The organism is Blastopirellula marina, from assembly GCF_002967765.1.
In the GTDB taxonomy this organism is placed as follows: domain Bacteria; phylum Planctomycetota; class Planctomycetia; order Pirellulales; family Pirellulaceae; genus Bremerella; species Bremerella marina_A.
The window spans coordinates 67,213-83,128 of sequence record NZ_PUHY01000012.1; the positions used below are offsets into that span (position 1 = coordinate 67,213).

The following is a 15,916-nucleotide window of genomic DNA, read 5'->3' on the forward strand; positions in this document are numbered from 1 at the left end:
TACGGGGAAGGGAGGATTAGCCTCAATCCTACTTCACGGCGCAGTACGCGCCAAAGCAGGCATTCATGTGCAGCACATCGACTCGCCAGAAGCCCACCTCTCGGCAAAGGTTCAGTTGGTACGCGAGACTCCGCGGGGTGTCTTCTTTCTCGATATAGTCGAATACCGTCTTGCGATACTCATCATCGCGTAACTGCCGCAGGTAGTCACCGTAACGATTCCACTGAACTTGCTGAACAGCAGGAACGTCTTGCCCCATCAAATCGCTAACCAACAAGATCCCGCCGGTCTTCATCGTGCGATAGATCTTGGTAAAAGTCCGCTTCCAATCGTCGTCTTCGCGCAAATGATGCAGCACGGCAGCTGCCATGACGATGTCGTACGAATCGCTTGGGAGCGTCACGTGGCGAATGTCACCGCAATGCGTTTCGACATGATTGGCGTTGCTCTCGCTCAAACGCTCTGCAGCTCGGGTTAACATCGATTGGCTTAGATCGACAAGCGTGCAGTCAAGCCCTGGCTTTTGCTTCAGCAACTGCAATGTGTAGTTGCCTGCACCACAGCCGATATCAAGCACCGAGTTGGCATGAGGATGATGGGTGGCCGCAACCTGAGTGATTAGGTCGAGCACGAGAGGGGCATCCATCGTAGCCGACTGACCGGTTTCTAAATTCGAGAACCGCTCTACATCATTATCGAAACGGCTTCGAATCTCTTCGACCGTCGACTTTCGGATATCACTCACGCACCACCTCAATCGTTAGTAGGGAATTCAACCATAGGACCACGTCGATCCCAATGAGGTTCACCGCGCGATGCAACCGTTATTGCCCGCACGAAGAGTTTCGCAATCGAACAAAGCGGAGACGTGCCAGCATCTTTTCTTCTTTTGATGATTACGCAAAGCCGATAAAATGCAGCAGTCAATTCGGAGGACGCCCCCAACGCTTCCGCTCCTCTCCCCTTACCCCAATCATACCTTGAGGCACGCGACGTATGGAGAACGTACTCACCGTGATTCTTGCTGGCGGCAAAGGATCGCGTCTGGAACCGTTAACACGCGATCGAGCCAAACCGGCCGTTCCCTTTGGCGGCGTTTATCGCATCATCGATTTCGCTCTCTCGAACTGCTTGAATAGCGGTTTTCGCCAAATTCAGCTACTCACGCAATACAAAGCTCAGAGCTTGGATCGGCATACCAATGTCGGTTGGCAGCGGTACTTCTGCCGCGAATTGGGGGAATTCATCGATGTGGTGCCCCCGCAACAACGCATCGACGAACAGTGGTACCAAGGGACTGCTGATGCGGTTTACCAAAACATCTATGCGATCGAAAAGCATCGCCCAAAGTACGTTGTCATCCTGGCCGGCGATCACATCTATAAGATGAACTACGCCAGTATGCTCGACTTCCATATAGATAACGGAGCCGATTTAACTATCGGGGCATTGAAGACAACGATCGAAGAAGCCAAGGCATTTGGCGTCATGCAGATCGATCGCCAGCAGCAAGTTCTCGGCTTTGAAGAAAAGTCCCCCACCCCGAAGACCATCCCAGGCGACGACGAACACTGCCTGGCTTCGATGGGCATCTATGTCTTCAATGCGTCATTCCTATTCGAGCAGCTCTGCCAAGATGCGACCAATCGCAAGAGTGCTCATGACTTCGGCCGTAACATTATTCCGTCGATCATCGACACGCATCGCGTCTATGCATTCCCATTCCGGGACGAAAATCGCAAGCAAGATGCTTACTGGCGAGACGTAGGTACCCTGGATGCTTATTACGAAGCCAACATGGACCTCGTTTCGGTCGACCCACAGCTCAACATCTACGATGAAGCCTGGCCGCTAAGAACCTACCAACCAAACGTACCGCCACCGAAGTTTGTGTTCGGAGGCGAGAGCGATCCGCATCGTCGTGGTCACGCGATGGATAGTATCGTTTGCGGAGGTTCGATCATCTCAGGTGGCGAAGTCGAACACAGTATCATTGGCCCGCGCGTTCGCGTAAACAGCTTCTCCTCGGTTCACGATTCGATTTTGTTCGAGGGAGTAACCGTGGGACGACATTCGCAAATTCGGCGAGCGATTATCGACAAAGGGGTCAACATCCCTGCGGACACCCAAATCGGTTTTGACCTCGATCATGACCGCAGCCGCGGCTTCACAATCACCGAGTCTGGCTTGGTCGTGATCGCCAAGGAAGACTTAATCGAACCGATGATGACCAAGGGCACACCTCGAGTGGCCTAAGCCGCACCAGGCTGCTGTAGTGACTCGCGTTCACACGGTCTCAAAAACTGCCATAGTTCGAATTTCGCGAAACTTCTAAACTGTTTCGCAAAGAGAACTTCCATCGCAAGACCGTGTGAACTGCCATGATTCGCGTCAAGAGCCGTCAAAAGACCGAGTTCGGAGACTTTCAAACTCCCTCCGAACTCGCCGCTGCCGTCTGCCATCGCTTACAGGCCGACGGCGTTTCCCCTGCCTCCGTCTTGGAACCAACATGTGGGCAAGGCTTCTTTTTAGAGGCCGCCGCGCATCAGTTTCCCGAAGCGAAGCTGCTGATGGGGCGGGAATGGAACGCCGATTACGTCGCTTCGGCTAGTTTGCGACTTGATGCGGCGAGTGATCGGCTCGACTTGGCTCAGGCCGATTTTTTCCAAGAAGACTGGCCGCAGCAGATCGAATCACTGCCTGGTCCCGTTCTTATCCTTGGCAATCCCCCTTGGGTGACTAACTCTGAATTGGGTTCGCTAGGCAGTGGAAATCTTCCCACAAAGAGCAACTTCCAGAACGATCGTGGTATCGCTGCCAAGACGGGCAAAGCGAACTTCGATATCTCGCAGTGGATGATCACCCACTTGCTAGAGTCACTTGCCTCGCGCGGCGGGACCTTAGCCATGCTGTGTAAAACGGCTGTGGCTCGCAAGATCTTACTCCAAGCTTGGAAAGCATCTTTGCCGCTTGGCAAATGCTCGATACGCGAGATCAACGCACGCAAACATTTCGGAGCGGCGGTTGATGCCTGCCTGCTGACCTGTGAGGTACGACTCGACAAGGAATCCCAATCATGTGATGTTTTTTCCAGTCTGGAAGCTACCGAGCCAACAACAACACTCGGGCACCACGAAGGCAACCTACTCGCTAATCGAGTTCAGTTCGATCGATACCGGCATTTGCTTGCTTCCCAACCAGGGCCTCGCTGGCGAAGCGGCATTAAGCATGATTGCCGCGATGTGATGCAATTCCGCCGCGAAGGATGGTCGTTGGTCAATGGCCTAGGGGAAGTGGTTGAACTGGAGGCCGATTATCTCTTTCCGCTGATGCCGGCCGGAGCAATCTTCCGCGGAGAAACTGACACACAGCAGATGGTTCTCGTTCCACAATCACGTACCGGCGAGGATACCGCCAAGATCGAAGCCACCGCGCCGCGAACCTGGGCATACCTCCAGCGACACGCCGCGCGGTTGGCCGCCAGGAAGAGTTCGATCTATCGTGGCCGGCCTCCCTATTCGATATTTGGCATCGGCGAGTACTCGTTCGCCACGTGGAAGGTCGCGATCTCGGCGCTGCATAAGTCACTCGCGTTTCGCGTGATCGGCCCCCAAGATCGCCGACCAGTGATGTTGGACGACACGACTTACTTTCTTTCGTTCCGTACCCGCAAAGCAGCCCAGACCGCAGCGAAACGATTGAACAGCGACGAAGTACGGTCTTTCTACGAAGCTTGGATCTTCTGGGATGCCAAACGTCCGATTACCAGCGAGATATTGCAGCGACTCGCCTGAGTACTAGGCCATTTGAATGGCCATCGGCGGGAAACAAAGAATCGGGATGCTCAACGAAAGCACGCCAAGCGTGTAGCGAAACCAACCGATCGGCACGCTATCGTCGCTGGTCGGAGGATGCTCGGGACGCATCAAGAAAATCAGGATCAGCATCACGCTCCAATTGTAGGCTTGCGCCCAGACGATAAAGATGATCGCAACCACGAGAAAAACTCGGGCGATCCAATGGGCCTTCTTGCCAAACAGCGTGTAGGTGACGTGGCCACCATCCAATTGGCTGACCGGAATCATGTTTAATCCGGTCACCAACAAGCCAACCCAGCCGGCCATGAAAAACGGATTGAGTTGGCTTTGATTGATATACATGCCTGGCTCGTACCCGGGAACCTGCATCCACTCCATCATCCACTTCATAGCGATTGGTAGATCGAGTTCGAAGCCGCCTGTGCCAGGCATGGTCAGGTCCATTTGCTGCACCCCGTACCATAAAACAGGGACCGCCACGACCAAGCCAGCAAGTGGCCCCGCCAAACCGATGTCGAACATCTGCTTCCGATCGGCTCGTAGGCCATCCATACCGATCACGGCACCGAAAGTACCAATGGGGGATATCGGGACGGGGATAAAATAAGGCAAGCTGGCCGGCACGCGGTAGCGCACCGCCATAATGAAGTGCCCCATCTCGTGAGCAAACAGAATTCCCAGCATCGCTGCCATGTAAAGAAATCCGGTCCACCAATCCGCAGCATATTGCAGAAGTTCCCGCCGCATCTCGATCGCAGGCGACGACAACAAGTTGTCGTACATCCGTGGAGCACTTCCGCTTCCCCAAACCAGAACGTTGGTTGGGTTCCAATGCGTCATCCCGACCCAAAAGGTCGATAGGCAGGTTGCCAGAAACAAAAAGATGGGCAGCCACACGCGCCGTTTCGGGGCCTGGACGATACGTCTTCGCGAACGCTCGTAGTGCTCGACCTGAGAGGACAACTCGACTGAATCAGCTTCCAACGGATAGCGTCGATCACCGCGCACGGGTTCATCGTGGGAGGAGTTTAGCTCGTCAGCGCGCGAATCCATGGGCTCGTTCATATCGGCAAAGGTAACAGATTTCCGCCACGATGCGGAGACCAGAGAACGCCCCTTAGGGCGCTCACCTACTGCTGTAAGGCTAACGCTGGCGAGCAGTTCGGTCCAGAGTTGATAAGTTTTCGCGAATCGCGGATGCGGGGCCGCTAGCAAAACGAGTTCGTCCCCGTCGTCGGAACTATAACAGCTCTATACTCTTCACAGCATTCCCCCCGCCATTGGAGGCCGCCAACAGGCATCGTAGAGCGGCCTGGAAGATTTCTTTGGGCGGAAGACTCTTCGGCGGGACACAAGCACTTGCCACCCCGCAGCTTAACGACAAATCAACGCCCTGCAGCGAAGGTCGCCGCTGGGCCCAAACTCCGACCATCTCTAACGCCTGGCGGGCAATCGAAACGGTTTGGTGTCGGTCGTGATTCTCGAGCAAGACGGCAGTCGCGGAGTCTCCGCAGGGGATAACTCGGCCCACGGCGTCACTTAGTCGATCGACGATCGCCCCCACAGCACGACGCACCACTTCCACCTCGTCGAGTCCTGCCATCAGAACAAAGTCTTCGAATCCGTTGATCCCAAACAGCGCCACGGAGAAATCGGTGCGTTGATCGCGACATCGTTGCATCCCGCTGGAAATCTCGGAGAGCAATTGCATGTCGGCGGTAACTAGCTGGCGGCCTACGGTCTTCTCAGCGGGAGCGACAACCGTTTTCTTCACGGGTGTTTTCATGCCACTTTGCACGAACTGCTGCATCGATTCGACAAGGTTTTGTCCTTCGGACGATCCTGTCAAACGCTGATTGATTTCACGATCGCCAGTTGCCAGCGGAGCGGCCACACTTTCTGCGATTTGGCTCAGTTGAACATAGGCCTGAGCAACAACATCTCCGTAGTTCACACCCTCTGGAAGAGAAACGGAGAGGACATTGGCAAGCTGATAGAGCTTCTCTTGAATTCCAAGCACAAGATGCTCGACCGTCGCCTCATCATGCTGCGTGGTGCAAGCCAACTGACTCAGGAACTTCGGCATCAGATCGAGACGATGATGCGCCAACACCTCGGCCAGATTATGAGCTAATCGAAGCGTCGCCGACTGGCCGGCAAGTTTCTCGAATCCAACGCCTGAGGATGGATGCCCCTCGCGGATCACTTGAATCAGCGTTTCCGGTAGGTTCCAGTTTTGGAGCAGACGGCAACCCAGGATCGCATGATCGAAGCCCAGGGTTTCCCATTCCATCTCCGACAGATCGGCCCCTTCCTGCAAGACCTTCGCGGCGAAGTTCGCGTAGGCATCTCCCAGGTCTTGAAGCAGGACCAACGCACCGATCTCGGAGAGAAGCCCAGCAATGAACGTTTCATCGCCGTACTTCTTACCTTGCAATGCGGCAATCTCTCTGGCGGCGACAGCTTTGGTCAGCGAAAACTGCCAATATTGGGCTAAGACTTCGACTTCAATTCCCTGAAGCATTTCCTTCGGCAGACTGAATCCCAACACCAACAGCTTGAGCGGTTTGATCCCAAGTAACGCCAACGCTTGATTGAGATCGGAGACCTCGCCTGAGAGGCCAAACAACGGACTGTTGACCACCTTCAGAATCTTGACGGTCATAGCCGGATCGCGTTGGATACATTCCTTGATCTGTGCAACGTTGGCGTTCTCGTTCGAGGTAAGCTGGAGAACTTCCATTGCAACGGTCGGAAGCGAATAGAGCTGTTGAGCTCGCGCGACAAGCTGCACAATGGGGCTGGTCGATTCCGTACTGGGCGAACCTGTCCCAAGTGTCCCGAGGGCACCATCCGCCGTGGTCGTTCCGTGAGTCACGCAGTTCGCCTTTACAACCGAGAAATGCAAGAAACTATTCAGTGCCCGCTTCGTCTTGAAAATATAGGACACAACACCAGCGAGTGAATGGAATAATTAGGCCTGGAAACCAAGCTTACTTGCGTGAAATAGCAGGCAAAGGATTTGCCAGAACCCTACTATCAGGGTAGGCTTACAAGTCGCGGATGCCCCACATTATCGTTATCTCTGATAAAAAACGCCCCAAACGAATGCCGGCTTTGCCCTTCAACCCGAACCCCAGACCCCGCATGGGGTTTACCCTGGTGGAATTGCTGGTCGTGATCGCGATCATCGGGATTCTGATTGGGCTCCTCCTTCCCGCGGTGCAACAAGCACGGGAAGCAGCGCGTCGTGCTCAGTGCGTGAATCAGTTGAAACAGATTGGCCTCGCTTGGCATAACCACACCGACACCTACAACGCTTTCCCGACGGCCGGTTATGTCGATCGTACGTTCGTTTCGTTCGAGAACGGTAAGCCGGGAATGCTTGATAAACAAGCGGCGGGATGGGCTTTCCAGATTCTCCCGTTCCTGGAGCAAGGGAACGTCCACAGTGGTCAATCTGGCGGTACTGACCTCGACATGGCTAAATCGGTAATGAGCTCGCCGATTGCTGGGTACTATTGCCCCAGCCGACGCTCTGCCGAAGCCAATTCGGCAAACGCTACGCCTTGGTGTATGGGCCCGAATCGACAAGCATTCAGCGGCTTTGAAAACTTCGCCCGCGCCCAAACCGACTATGCAGCCACCAACCAGGAAGGGACTGGTGTCCTGGCACGTAACTGGAGTGGAAGTTGCACCAGTGGCTCAGCTTTGCGCAACCTCAATCGCTTTGCCAGTGTCACGGATGGAACGAGCAACACGTTGATGGTTGGTGAGAAGCGAATGAACCGTTCGCTGCTTGGCCAGACGCAAGTTGGTGACAACTACGGCTACACCGCAGGATGGGACAGCACGACCGCAGTTACCCAGGAAACCATTCGCCAGACGACACTCAATCCACTGCCCGACACCCTAACCGGTAACGGAGAAAATCGCTTCGGCTCGTCCCACAACGGCGGCTTCAACGGCGTTTTGGTCGACGGCAGTGTCCGTTTCTTTCCGTTCACGATCGACGTGAACGTCTTCCGCCGCCTCGGCGATAAAGCAGACGGGGAAGTTGTGCAACTGGATTAAGTTCTCACCTCTCTCAAAGAACGACGATCGCATAGAAAAAGCTTCTCCTGCTCACATAGCAATGCAGGAGAAGCTTTTTAGTTATTCGGCCTGAACTTCGATGTGCGTCGAATTTACCCTCGCTTAGTCGAACTTCAGCGAGATTTGCTTCAGGCGTTTTTCGGTCTCGTCCATCAGGGCATCTTCTGCAGCTTCATCGGCAGCGACGTAGGTGACGGAGAAGCGGAGAAACGCGCCCGCATCGTCCCAAGGTACCGTACAGATTGACTGCTGTGTGATCAAATACTGCGAAGCTTCTTCGGCGTTGGCAAAGCTTGGTCCACCTTCGACCCCGGTGGGGCTCTTCGTGTACAGGAAGTAGGTTCCGCCAGGCATTTCGCATTGGAAGCCGCAACGCTTGAGCATGTCGACCAGCTTTTTCAGACGACGCTCGTACTTGGTCTTGGTTTGCTTCGGGATTTGTTCGTTGCCGAGAGCTGCCGCGGCGGCCTTCTGAATTGCAATGAACTGACCGCTATCGCAGTTGTCCTTCACATCACTGAATGCTTGGACCAGCAGAGGATTACCGCAGACCCAACCGATTCGCCAGCCGATCATGTCGAAACCTTTCGACAGCGAATGGACTTCCACGCCAACGTCCTTCGCACCCGGAATGCTCAAAAAGCTGAGCGGTTCGCCTTCAAAGGTCAGCACGGTATGTGCGGCGTCTTGAACGACGACAATATCGTTTTCCTTCGCGAACTTGACGACCTTCTCGTAGAACTCGCGAGTCGCAACCTTGCCGGTCGGACTATTGGGATAGTTGATCACCAACAGCTTGGCCTTCTGCTTCACATCGGCTGGAATGCCATCCAGATCGGGGAAGAAGTCATTCTCAGCGAGCAGCGGCAACTTGTAGACGGTACCACCGTAGTAAGCAGTGTGGGTGCCAGCGACCGGGTAACCAGGAACCGTCATCAGCGTGATGTCGCCGGGATTAATGAAACACGCCGGTAGCATCGCGAGAGCAGTCTTGGAGCCGATGCAGTGGTTCACTTCGGTCGCGGCATCGAGCTCGACGCCGAAGAAACGCTTCATGAAGCCAGCGACCGCTTCCTTGAATTCGCCGACTCCGTTGTCCGCATAACCACGGTTTTCTGGCTTGTTGATTTCTTCCGCCATGACCTGCCGGACGAATTCTGGTGCCATGGCATCGTTTTCGCCGATACCGAAGTCGACCAGCTTGCGATCAGGGTAGTCGGCCAACGCTTTGCGTTTGGCACGTTTGATCTTCTCGAACTTGTAAATCGCGGTTCCCTTACCGTAGTTTTCACCACCAACACGTTCGGCAAACAGCTTCTGGAAGTAGGGATCGCTCATGGTCTTCGTTCTGAGATTACTAGGGTCAAACGGGCGGCCAGAATTCAAACCTACTAGCCTACCGGCGCACTAAAGAGACAACAACCGGGGCAGGGCGGTTCGCCCGAAGTAGGGGCCGCTTAAGTACTTCAGCAATTACAAGCTTTCGTAGAGCGCTGCGTGTCGATCGATCATTTGCTGGACGCTGAACTGCTCGGCGATTGTCTTGCGAGCTGCTTCCGCGAATCGAGCCCGCAGGGGCTCGTCTTCCAGCAGGAAGTTGGCAAAGCGCGAGTACTCTGTTCGTTGTCCTAAGCCCACCAAGTATCCATTCTCGTCGTGCGTCACCAAGTCACGATTACCTGGGATATCGCTCACCGCGACTGGCAGACCGGTGGCCATGGCTTCCATCAGGGCGTTCGACTGCCCCTCGTACCCACTGGCCAGCATGAAAAGGGTGGCATGTTTCATCAAATCGGACACGTCAGTTCGCGGACCAGCGATCCGAACCTTATCGTCGATAGTGACTTGTTCGGTGTAGCGAACCAAACGTTCGCGTTGTGGGCCATCGCCGACGATGACCAGGAACGCGTCATCTCGAATTCGCTTCAAAATCTCCGTCGCCCAAATCAAATCTTTCATTCGCTTCTGTGGCCATAGCCGGCCGACACAGAGCATCATTTTGGCGTGGGGCGGTAACCGCAATTCTTCCCACAGCGTTTCCTTGCTTTTGGTCGGCGGACCATCGATCAGGTCGATCCCATTGGGAATCACGACAAACTTCTGCTTATCTCGTCCCTTTTCCGTGTAGAAATCGACAATGCCGGTGCTGTTAACGACGATCTTGTCGGTCTTGCGATCGAGGTAACGATCGATGATGTGTTCATGCGTGATCTTCCACGGATCGACGCACCGCTCGCCGCATAGTACGTGCGGGACACGAGCAGCGAACGCTGCTTTCCGCCCGTAACTATTCGCGGCGAAAAGCCAAGTGTGGACGATATCAGGTTTCACGCTCTGAATGTGTTTTTTCAACCGCCAGTAAGCCGGCGGATCGATCTTCAGCTTCTTGCCGATCACCGTGACGGGAATCCCTGCTGCCGTTAGCTCTTCTTCATAGGGACCACCACGGGTAAGGGCGCAGACCGAGACATCAAACCGATCGCGTGGCAATCCCTTTGCCAAGAGGGTCAATTGTTTCTCGGCACCCGACCGATCAAGCGTCGGGATGATGAGCATGAGTTTCTTCATGAATGCTTCCGTGACGTGGCTCCACTAGCCGATGCGGCGGCGTTCCTTCTCTAAGGCGTCCCACAGAAACGCCACGACCTTCGGGGCCATTAAACTGTAATAGCCGAAACCGTGACCGCCGCCTGGGGTCTCTAGATCGCATGCGTGCGGCACACCTAGCGATTGGAGTTTCATTCGTAATCGATCCGAGCTTTCCCACCAAGAGGAGTCCTCGGGACAGCAGCAAAAGAACTGATTTCGAGGCCAATTCAGTGGATGAATATGAAGTGTGGCGGTCTCTTGCCGGGCCTGCTCGGCGTTGTCGTACATCTCCCAGAGATTGTCCTCTGGATCGGCTTGCATGCGGTTTTGATAGTCAATCGCCGGACTCACTGCCGCTACGACGGGGAAGATATCTGGGAATTTATAGGCAAATCGCAACGACCCCTGCCCCCCCATGCTAGTGCCAAACAAGGCAATCTTGGGCGGCGTGGCCCCATATTGATGCTCGATGAACGGGAGCACACTTTCCATCAAATACTTCTCGGCGGAACGTTCTGCGTCGAACTCGGGACAGATTCGATCGGTCCACCAACTGCGTTCGGTTACCGGAGCGACGACCGGCAAGCCGACTTTTTCCAAAGCACCGACAAACGCGGGACTATTCCATAACTTGCCCAGGTGAACCCCATGCAAATAGATACCGACGTAGCCGTGCTCGTTTCGCTTTTGCGGCTCGAACAGCTCGCACGTATGGCCATCGACCGTTTCGTTTCGCCAATTTCCGTGGATCGTTGGTTCATTCATAGCAAGGCGCGAACGCGATTTGTTGCGAGGTGTCTTCCGAGGAACTCTTGTTTGTGCCTTGTATGATAACACCCTTTCTATTCGCTTGTCCGCTGTCGATACCTTTCTCATGAATACCCCAATCCAAGACGATGTCCGTCACGTGGTAAGCGGCTTGAATCAGTTCGCGATCGATCTGTATCGACAGCTCGGAGACGATCGGCACCGCCAGTTCTTCTTTTCGCCCTATAGTATCGCGTGCGCGTTCGGCATGACGCTGGTTGGTGCCAAAGAGAAAACGGCTCAAGAGATCGCCGAGGTGCTCCATCTCTCGATCCCACAGCCACGTATCCATCAGGCATTTGCCGAACTGTTCGCAATAACCAACCCAGAAGGAATTCAGTTCAATCTGGCCAATCGCCTGTGGTGCCAGGAAGGGTACCACCTGTTGCCGGAAGCAATCCAAATATTGGACGACGGCTATCAATCACCAATCGGCCGTGTCGATTTCCAGAACCCCAGAACGGCCTGTGCACGAATCAACCAATGGGTCCAAGAGGAAACTCGCGGCAAGATTAAGCGTCTAGTCGATGATCTCCCCGAACGAACGCGGATGATCTTGACGAATGCGATTTATTTTGCCGCCGACTGGATGAGCGAATTCGACGACAACCGGACGAAAGATGCTTACTTTCACGTTGCGTCCGGAAGAACTACAAACATTCAGATGATGCGGCAAACGGGACAATTCCCCTACGCAGAACATCCCTTGGGACAGGTCGTTCAATTGCCTTATCGAGGTTTATCTCAGGAACTCGACTGCTCGTTGCTTTCCGAAGAAGATGTAGACGAGGAGTGGAAAATCCCTCACATCAGCGTGCCCAGTCCAAGCGACTTTGCGATGACAGTAATCCTGCCACGCGAACTGGGCCAGCTCTTGGAGTTGGAATGCCATCTTGAAGAGGTCGTTGCGATATCGGCAAGCTACATGGAAACGAGACGGGTTCGGCTTGAGATTCCTCGCTTCAAAATGAGCTCTCTGGAATTCCTTGCGGAACCACTTAGCAATTTGGGAATGAAGCAAGTCTTCGATCTTTCGCACGCCAATTTCCAGGGGTTCTCGCATGACCCAGAAGGCCTTTTCGTGTCGGAAGCAGTGCATCAGGCAGAAATTGAAGTCAACGAAACAGGAACGGTCGCCGCGGCAGCTACCGCTGTGATGCTGTTGGGGGGCTCCGCCCAAATCGAGCAACCGATTCACTTCCGAGCCAATCATCCTTTCGCATTCTTGATCTCTGACAAACAGACCGGCCTTATTCACTTCATGGGGCGGGAAACCTGTCCAGATTCATCCGTTAGCACATGAGTATCCGTTTCGAACGTCGGTCGTAACAAGGCGTGATCCTCTTCTGAGAGCGTGATCGAGATGGTTGGACAAAGTCCAAACTTACCGCTTTCATCCAATTCGATGGTTCGCAGGTCGATTCCGGCCTCCATCAATTGAATAAGCATGGTTCGCTCAGCAATCGCTGCCAGTAGCGTACGATTTACCTCGATACTCGGATTCGCCGGAATGACTTGCAAGTGATGCTGATAACGTCCATCAAGGATTCGCTCGATGCGATAATGAATCTCACCTTCAGTCGATGAATTGCTAACGGTTAATTGCGTTTGCTCACTCGATGCCTCCTCGAACCAATAAATTGCTTGGTGGCTTAGTCGTTTTACACTTTGCTCGCATCGTTGAACCATTGCCGTATTTTGTTTCTTTATGGCCCTGAACAACAGAAGGACAGCTATTCCAAGAAACAGGCAACCAGCGGCTATCGTCGCGAGAAAAAACAGGATCTCGCTAAATACGTCCCTGTTTGGCGTCAATTCGATCGTATCTTGGACAATTTCGGCAAGCATACTCAGTATTCGCCCAAATCGCCGTTGTATTGATATCTCACCCGACAATTCCCGCGAGTTCGCACCTACAGCACCGGGAAAACTAAGCTTACAATAGGCTACCTGTATTATTCAAAGTTTGGACTGCTGTAGGAACTATTGGTGCATACCCTGATCGAAACCGACCAGCTTGCCCATCGTGTCACCCAGTTAGCCGACGACATTCGCGCCGCCTACGGCAACGAACCGTTGACCGTCCTAGGTGTGATGACGGGCAGCTTGGTGCTGATGGCCGACCTAATCCGTCAGCTGGATATGCCCCTTCGGGTTGGCGTGATGCAGGCTCGTAGTTATCGCGGTACGGCGACGTCGGCTGGTGAGTTGGCATTAAATCTCGAGATGATGCCGCAAGTCGCCGGACAGAACGTGCTTGTCGTCGATGATATCTTTGACACAGGGCACACACTGGAAAACGTCCTGGCCAGCATTCGCCAGCAAAGCCCAACTTCGGTTCGATCGTTGGTTCTATTGAGCAAGTCGGAACGACACGAAGTGGCAATTCGCCCTGACTTTGTCGGCTTTCATATTCCCAACGAGTTCGTCGTGGGTTACGGTTTGGATTATCAAGATATGTATCGCAACCTGCCGTTTGTCGCGGCTCTGGAAGAACACGAGATCGCAACGCACGCATGAGTTCGCTCCGCTTGGCCCTTGTCACTCGCCGATTTTGGCCTTTGGTCGGCGGCGCCGAAATGGTCATGGCCAACCTGGCCGAAGAGCTCACTCGGCAGGGGCACCGTGTGCAGATTATCACCGCCCAGTGGCACCCCAACTGGCCAAAGCAGATTTCGCACCGCGGCATTCCTGTAGTTCGGCTCCCCAATCCGTCGCTTCGTGGCTGGGGCACGGTACGCTACATGATGGGTCTGGGACGCTGGCTGCGTGCCGAGCAAGGCGAGCTTGACGCCGTGTATGTATCGATGCTGAAACATAGCGCAGTTGTCGCGACTTCACGTCTGCGCAATAGCAAAGTGCCGGTCATTCTGCGAGCGGAAGGTGCTGGCGAAACCGGAGATTGTGCTTTTCACGAAACGGCTAACTTTGGTCATCGGATCCGCCGCACTTGTCAGTCGGCCGATGGCTTTGTCGCCCCGAGTCAGCAGATCTTCGACGAGATGGTGTCAGCCGGTTTTCATCGCGAGAAAATGACTTTCATTCCCAATGGAGTCAAAGTTGGTCCTGAACGAACTGCCGAGCAGCGACGCGATGCTCGAGCAGCGTTGGCCGCGGCCAATCCGATCCTAACCTTGGCGGAATCGGCTCCGCTGGTTGTTTTCACCGGTCGACTCCATCCTGGTAAAGGGCTAACCCGCGCGGTCCGAGCCTGGCCATTCGTGTTGCAGAAGTTCCCGAATGCTCGGCTGTGGATTGTCGGCGAAGGTCCGCAGGAAAGCGAACTAACGGCGATGATTGGGGCCATGGGTTTGCAAAGTCGAATCATTCTGCCGGGAGCTTTTGATACGGTTGAAGACGTGTTGGCAGCGGCCGACATGTTTCTGCTTCCGTCGCATCACGAAGGAATGTCGATCGCCTTGCTCGAAGCGATGGCGGCTAAACTACCCTGCGTGGTGAGCGACATACCTGGGAATCGCATCCTGATCCATCCCGACGAAAATGGACTCACATTCCCTGTCGACGATCACAATCAGCTTGCCAGTCATCTGGTCCGTCTTATGGAAGACGTCCAACTATCAGCCCGATTGGGAGAAGCGGCCAGAAAGCGAGTAATCGAGAATTTCAGCCTCGAACGAAGCGCATTCGACCATGTGACATTGTTTGAAAGGCTATCAGAAACCAAACGTCTGACGATGTAGTTGTACCTTGCTCGCATCGGCCAAAGCGAACCATTACGATGGTGGACAGACGTAGCCTCCTTCATCTTTAACGCTTGGCGCCTCGAACTCACCATGAAACGTGCACTGCTGCTCTTAGGTCCGCTTCTCGCTCTAGCAGGGTCAATTGGGTTACTGCTTCATGGATCCGCGATCATCGAAATCTTGCTGGTGCTTACGTATCGATCAGGTACGCCGACCGCTTCACTGGAATCTCTGCTGCAGAATGTGCAGTTGGTAGTCCTGTTCGTGTACATGATGATGGTCGGCCTAACTTTGGCCATCGTGGCGTTACCTTTCCCCGGGCAGCCAAGATACACGACCGTGCTCGGAAAGCTACTTGGTTGCTTGGCTGGTCTGGCCTTGATGGGAGCAGCCTATCATAACGGCAAAATCATCATGAGCATCGAGCATGTTCTCAACATGATTGCAACGAGCACAACGACTCCGAAACAAGCCGAGTTAGAGCAAGCCGTCGCCCAGCACTCGAGTGGCTTAGAAACAGGTCTGCTCGCATACATCGCCGGTTGTGCAGTGCTGCTTCTGGTGGGCATCATCGGCTTTCGAAAAGGGGAGGCCACACGGCTGAGCAGCGGAACCAAGATTGTTATTTCTCTACTAATGCTGACCGTAGTTGCGATTGGGATCGTAGGAGCTTCTGGGCTGGTTTGGTACAACGTCGATCAAGTCATGTACGTCGTCACCGATATTGATACTCCTGCCGAACCTGCAGCAATCGTCAGCCCTCTGATCACGGCGTTTCAGGCAGGCGTCGTCCTTTATGGTGGCATCGGTGGACTTGGTTTCGTCTGTCTATTTACGTATCTACTGACACCGCGATATAAGAAGCCCATTGAGAAGTTGCCAGAAGCGTAACCTGCCGCGCAT

General features: G+C 54.2%; 14 protein-coding genes. 7 read left to right on the plus strand and 7 right to left on the minus strand.

Translation table 11 applies throughout. From position 1 onward, the window contains the following. Nucleotides 1-28: 28 nt before the first annotated feature. Nucleotides 29-745, minus strand: a complete 717-nt coding sequence (locus C5Y83_RS16610) for a class I SAM-dependent methyltransferase (RefSeq protein ID WP_199195062.1) — start codon at nucleotides 743-745, stop codon at nucleotides 29-31. 251 nt (nucleotides 746-996) lie between these two features. On the opposite strand from C5Y83_RS16610, the gene glgC reads away from it, so the two are divergent. Together glgC and C5Y83_RS16620 are read left to right on the plus strand one after the other, a co-directional pair. Beyond that, a complete protein-coding gene (glgC, locus tag C5Y83_RS16615) occupies nucleotides 997-2,256 on the plus strand; it encodes a glucose-1-phosphate adenylyltransferase (protein ID WP_105330895.1) in 1,260 nt (419 codons plus the stop codon). 125 nt (nucleotides 2,257-2,381) lie between these two features. Continuing rightward, nucleotides 2,382-3,794 (plus strand): N-6 DNA methylase, encoded by a 1,413-nt coding sequence (locus C5Y83_RS16620; protein ID WP_105330896.1) that lies wholly within the window; start codon nucleotides 2,382-2,384, stop codon nucleotides 3,792-3,794. A gap of 3 nt (nucleotides 3,795-3,797) precedes the next feature. On the opposite strand, the gene C5Y83_RS16625 is transcribed toward C5Y83_RS16620, so the two are convergent. Both C5Y83_RS16625 and C5Y83_RS16630 read right to left on the minus strand, forming a co-directional pair. Further along, a complete protein-coding gene (locus tag C5Y83_RS16625) occupies nucleotides 3,798-4,871 on the minus strand; it encodes a site-2 protease family protein (protein ID WP_146117802.1) in 1,074 nt (357 codons plus the stop codon). A gap of 187 nt (nucleotides 4,872-5,058) precedes the next feature. Next, nucleotides 5,059-6,696 carry an HDOD domain-containing protein gene (locus C5Y83_RS16630; protein ID WP_105330898.1) on the minus strand — a complete coding sequence of 546 codons (1,638 nt, stop codon included), beginning with the start codon at nucleotides 6,694-6,696 and terminating at the stop codon, nucleotides 5,059-5,061. A 269-nt stretch (nucleotides 6,697-6,965) separates the two neighbouring features. Here C5Y83_RS16630 and C5Y83_RS16635 point away from each other — a divergent pair, with 269 nt between their 5' ends. Next, nucleotides 6,966-7,892 (plus strand): DUF1559 domain-containing protein, encoded by a 927-nt coding sequence (locus tag C5Y83_RS16635; RefSeq protein WP_233207259.1) that lies wholly within the window; start codon nucleotides 6,966-6,968, stop codon nucleotides 7,890-7,892. 123 nt (nucleotides 7,893-8,015) lie between these two features. Here C5Y83_RS16635 and C5Y83_RS16640 read toward each other — a convergent pair whose 3' ends face one another. The 3 genes from C5Y83_RS16640 to C5Y83_RS16650 form a co-directional block, all read right to left on the minus strand. Continuing rightward, complete coding sequence (locus C5Y83_RS16640) at nucleotides 8,016-9,251, minus strand: LL-diaminopimelate aminotransferase (RefSeq protein ID WP_105330900.1); 1,236 nt, start codon at nucleotides 9,249-9,251, stop codon at nucleotides 8,016-8,018. A gap of 135 nt (nucleotides 9,252-9,386) precedes the next feature. Next, entirely contained in the window at nucleotides 9,387-10,481 is a 1,095-nt protein-coding gene (locus C5Y83_RS16645; RefSeq protein ID WP_105330901.1) for a glycosyltransferase, read from the minus strand. A 24-nt stretch (nucleotides 10,482-10,505) separates the two neighbouring features. Next, complete coding sequence (locus C5Y83_RS16650; RefSeq protein ID WP_105330902.1) at nucleotides 10,506-11,267, minus strand: alpha/beta hydrolase-fold protein; 762 nt, start codon at nucleotides 11,265-11,267, stop codon at nucleotides 10,506-10,508. A gap of 109 nt (nucleotides 11,268-11,376) precedes the next feature. Here C5Y83_RS16650 and C5Y83_RS16655 point away from each other — a divergent pair, with 109 nt between their 5' ends. Continuing rightward, nucleotides 11,377-12,612, plus strand: a complete 1,236-nt coding sequence (locus tag C5Y83_RS16655; protein WP_105330903.1) for a serpin family protein — start codon at nucleotides 11,377-11,379, stop codon at nucleotides 12,610-12,612. On the opposite strand, the gene C5Y83_RS16660 is transcribed toward C5Y83_RS16655, so the two are convergent. Continuing rightward, nucleotides 12,564-12,998 carry a hypothetical protein gene (locus C5Y83_RS16660; RefSeq protein WP_146117803.1) on the minus strand — a complete coding sequence of 145 codons (435 nt, stop codon included), beginning with the start codon at nucleotides 12,996-12,998 and terminating at the stop codon, nucleotides 12,564-12,566. The genes C5Y83_RS16655 and C5Y83_RS16660 overlap by 49 nt on opposite strands. A gap of 300 nt (nucleotides 12,999-13,298) precedes the next feature. Here C5Y83_RS16660 and hpt point away from each other — a divergent pair, with 300 nt between their 5' ends. The 3 genes from hpt (at nucleotide 13,299) to C5Y83_RS16675 (ending at nucleotide 15,904) form a co-directional block, all read left to right on the plus strand. Then, a complete protein-coding gene (hpt, locus tag C5Y83_RS16665) occupies nucleotides 13,299-13,829 on the plus strand; it encodes a hypoxanthine phosphoribosyltransferase (protein ID WP_105330905.1) in 531 nt (176 codons plus the stop codon). Next, entirely contained in the window at nucleotides 13,826-15,010 is a 1,185-nt protein-coding gene (locus C5Y83_RS16670; RefSeq protein WP_105330906.1) for a glycosyltransferase family 4 protein, read from the plus strand. The genes hpt and C5Y83_RS16670 overlap by 4 nt, the downstream gene beginning before the upstream one ends. 93 nt (nucleotides 15,011-15,103) lie before the next feature. Continuing rightward, nucleotides 15,104-15,904, plus strand: a complete 801-nt coding sequence (locus C5Y83_RS16675) for a hypothetical protein (RefSeq protein WP_146117804.1) — start codon at nucleotides 15,104-15,106, stop codon at nucleotides 15,902-15,904. Nucleotides 15,905-15,916: the final 12 nt, after the last annotated feature.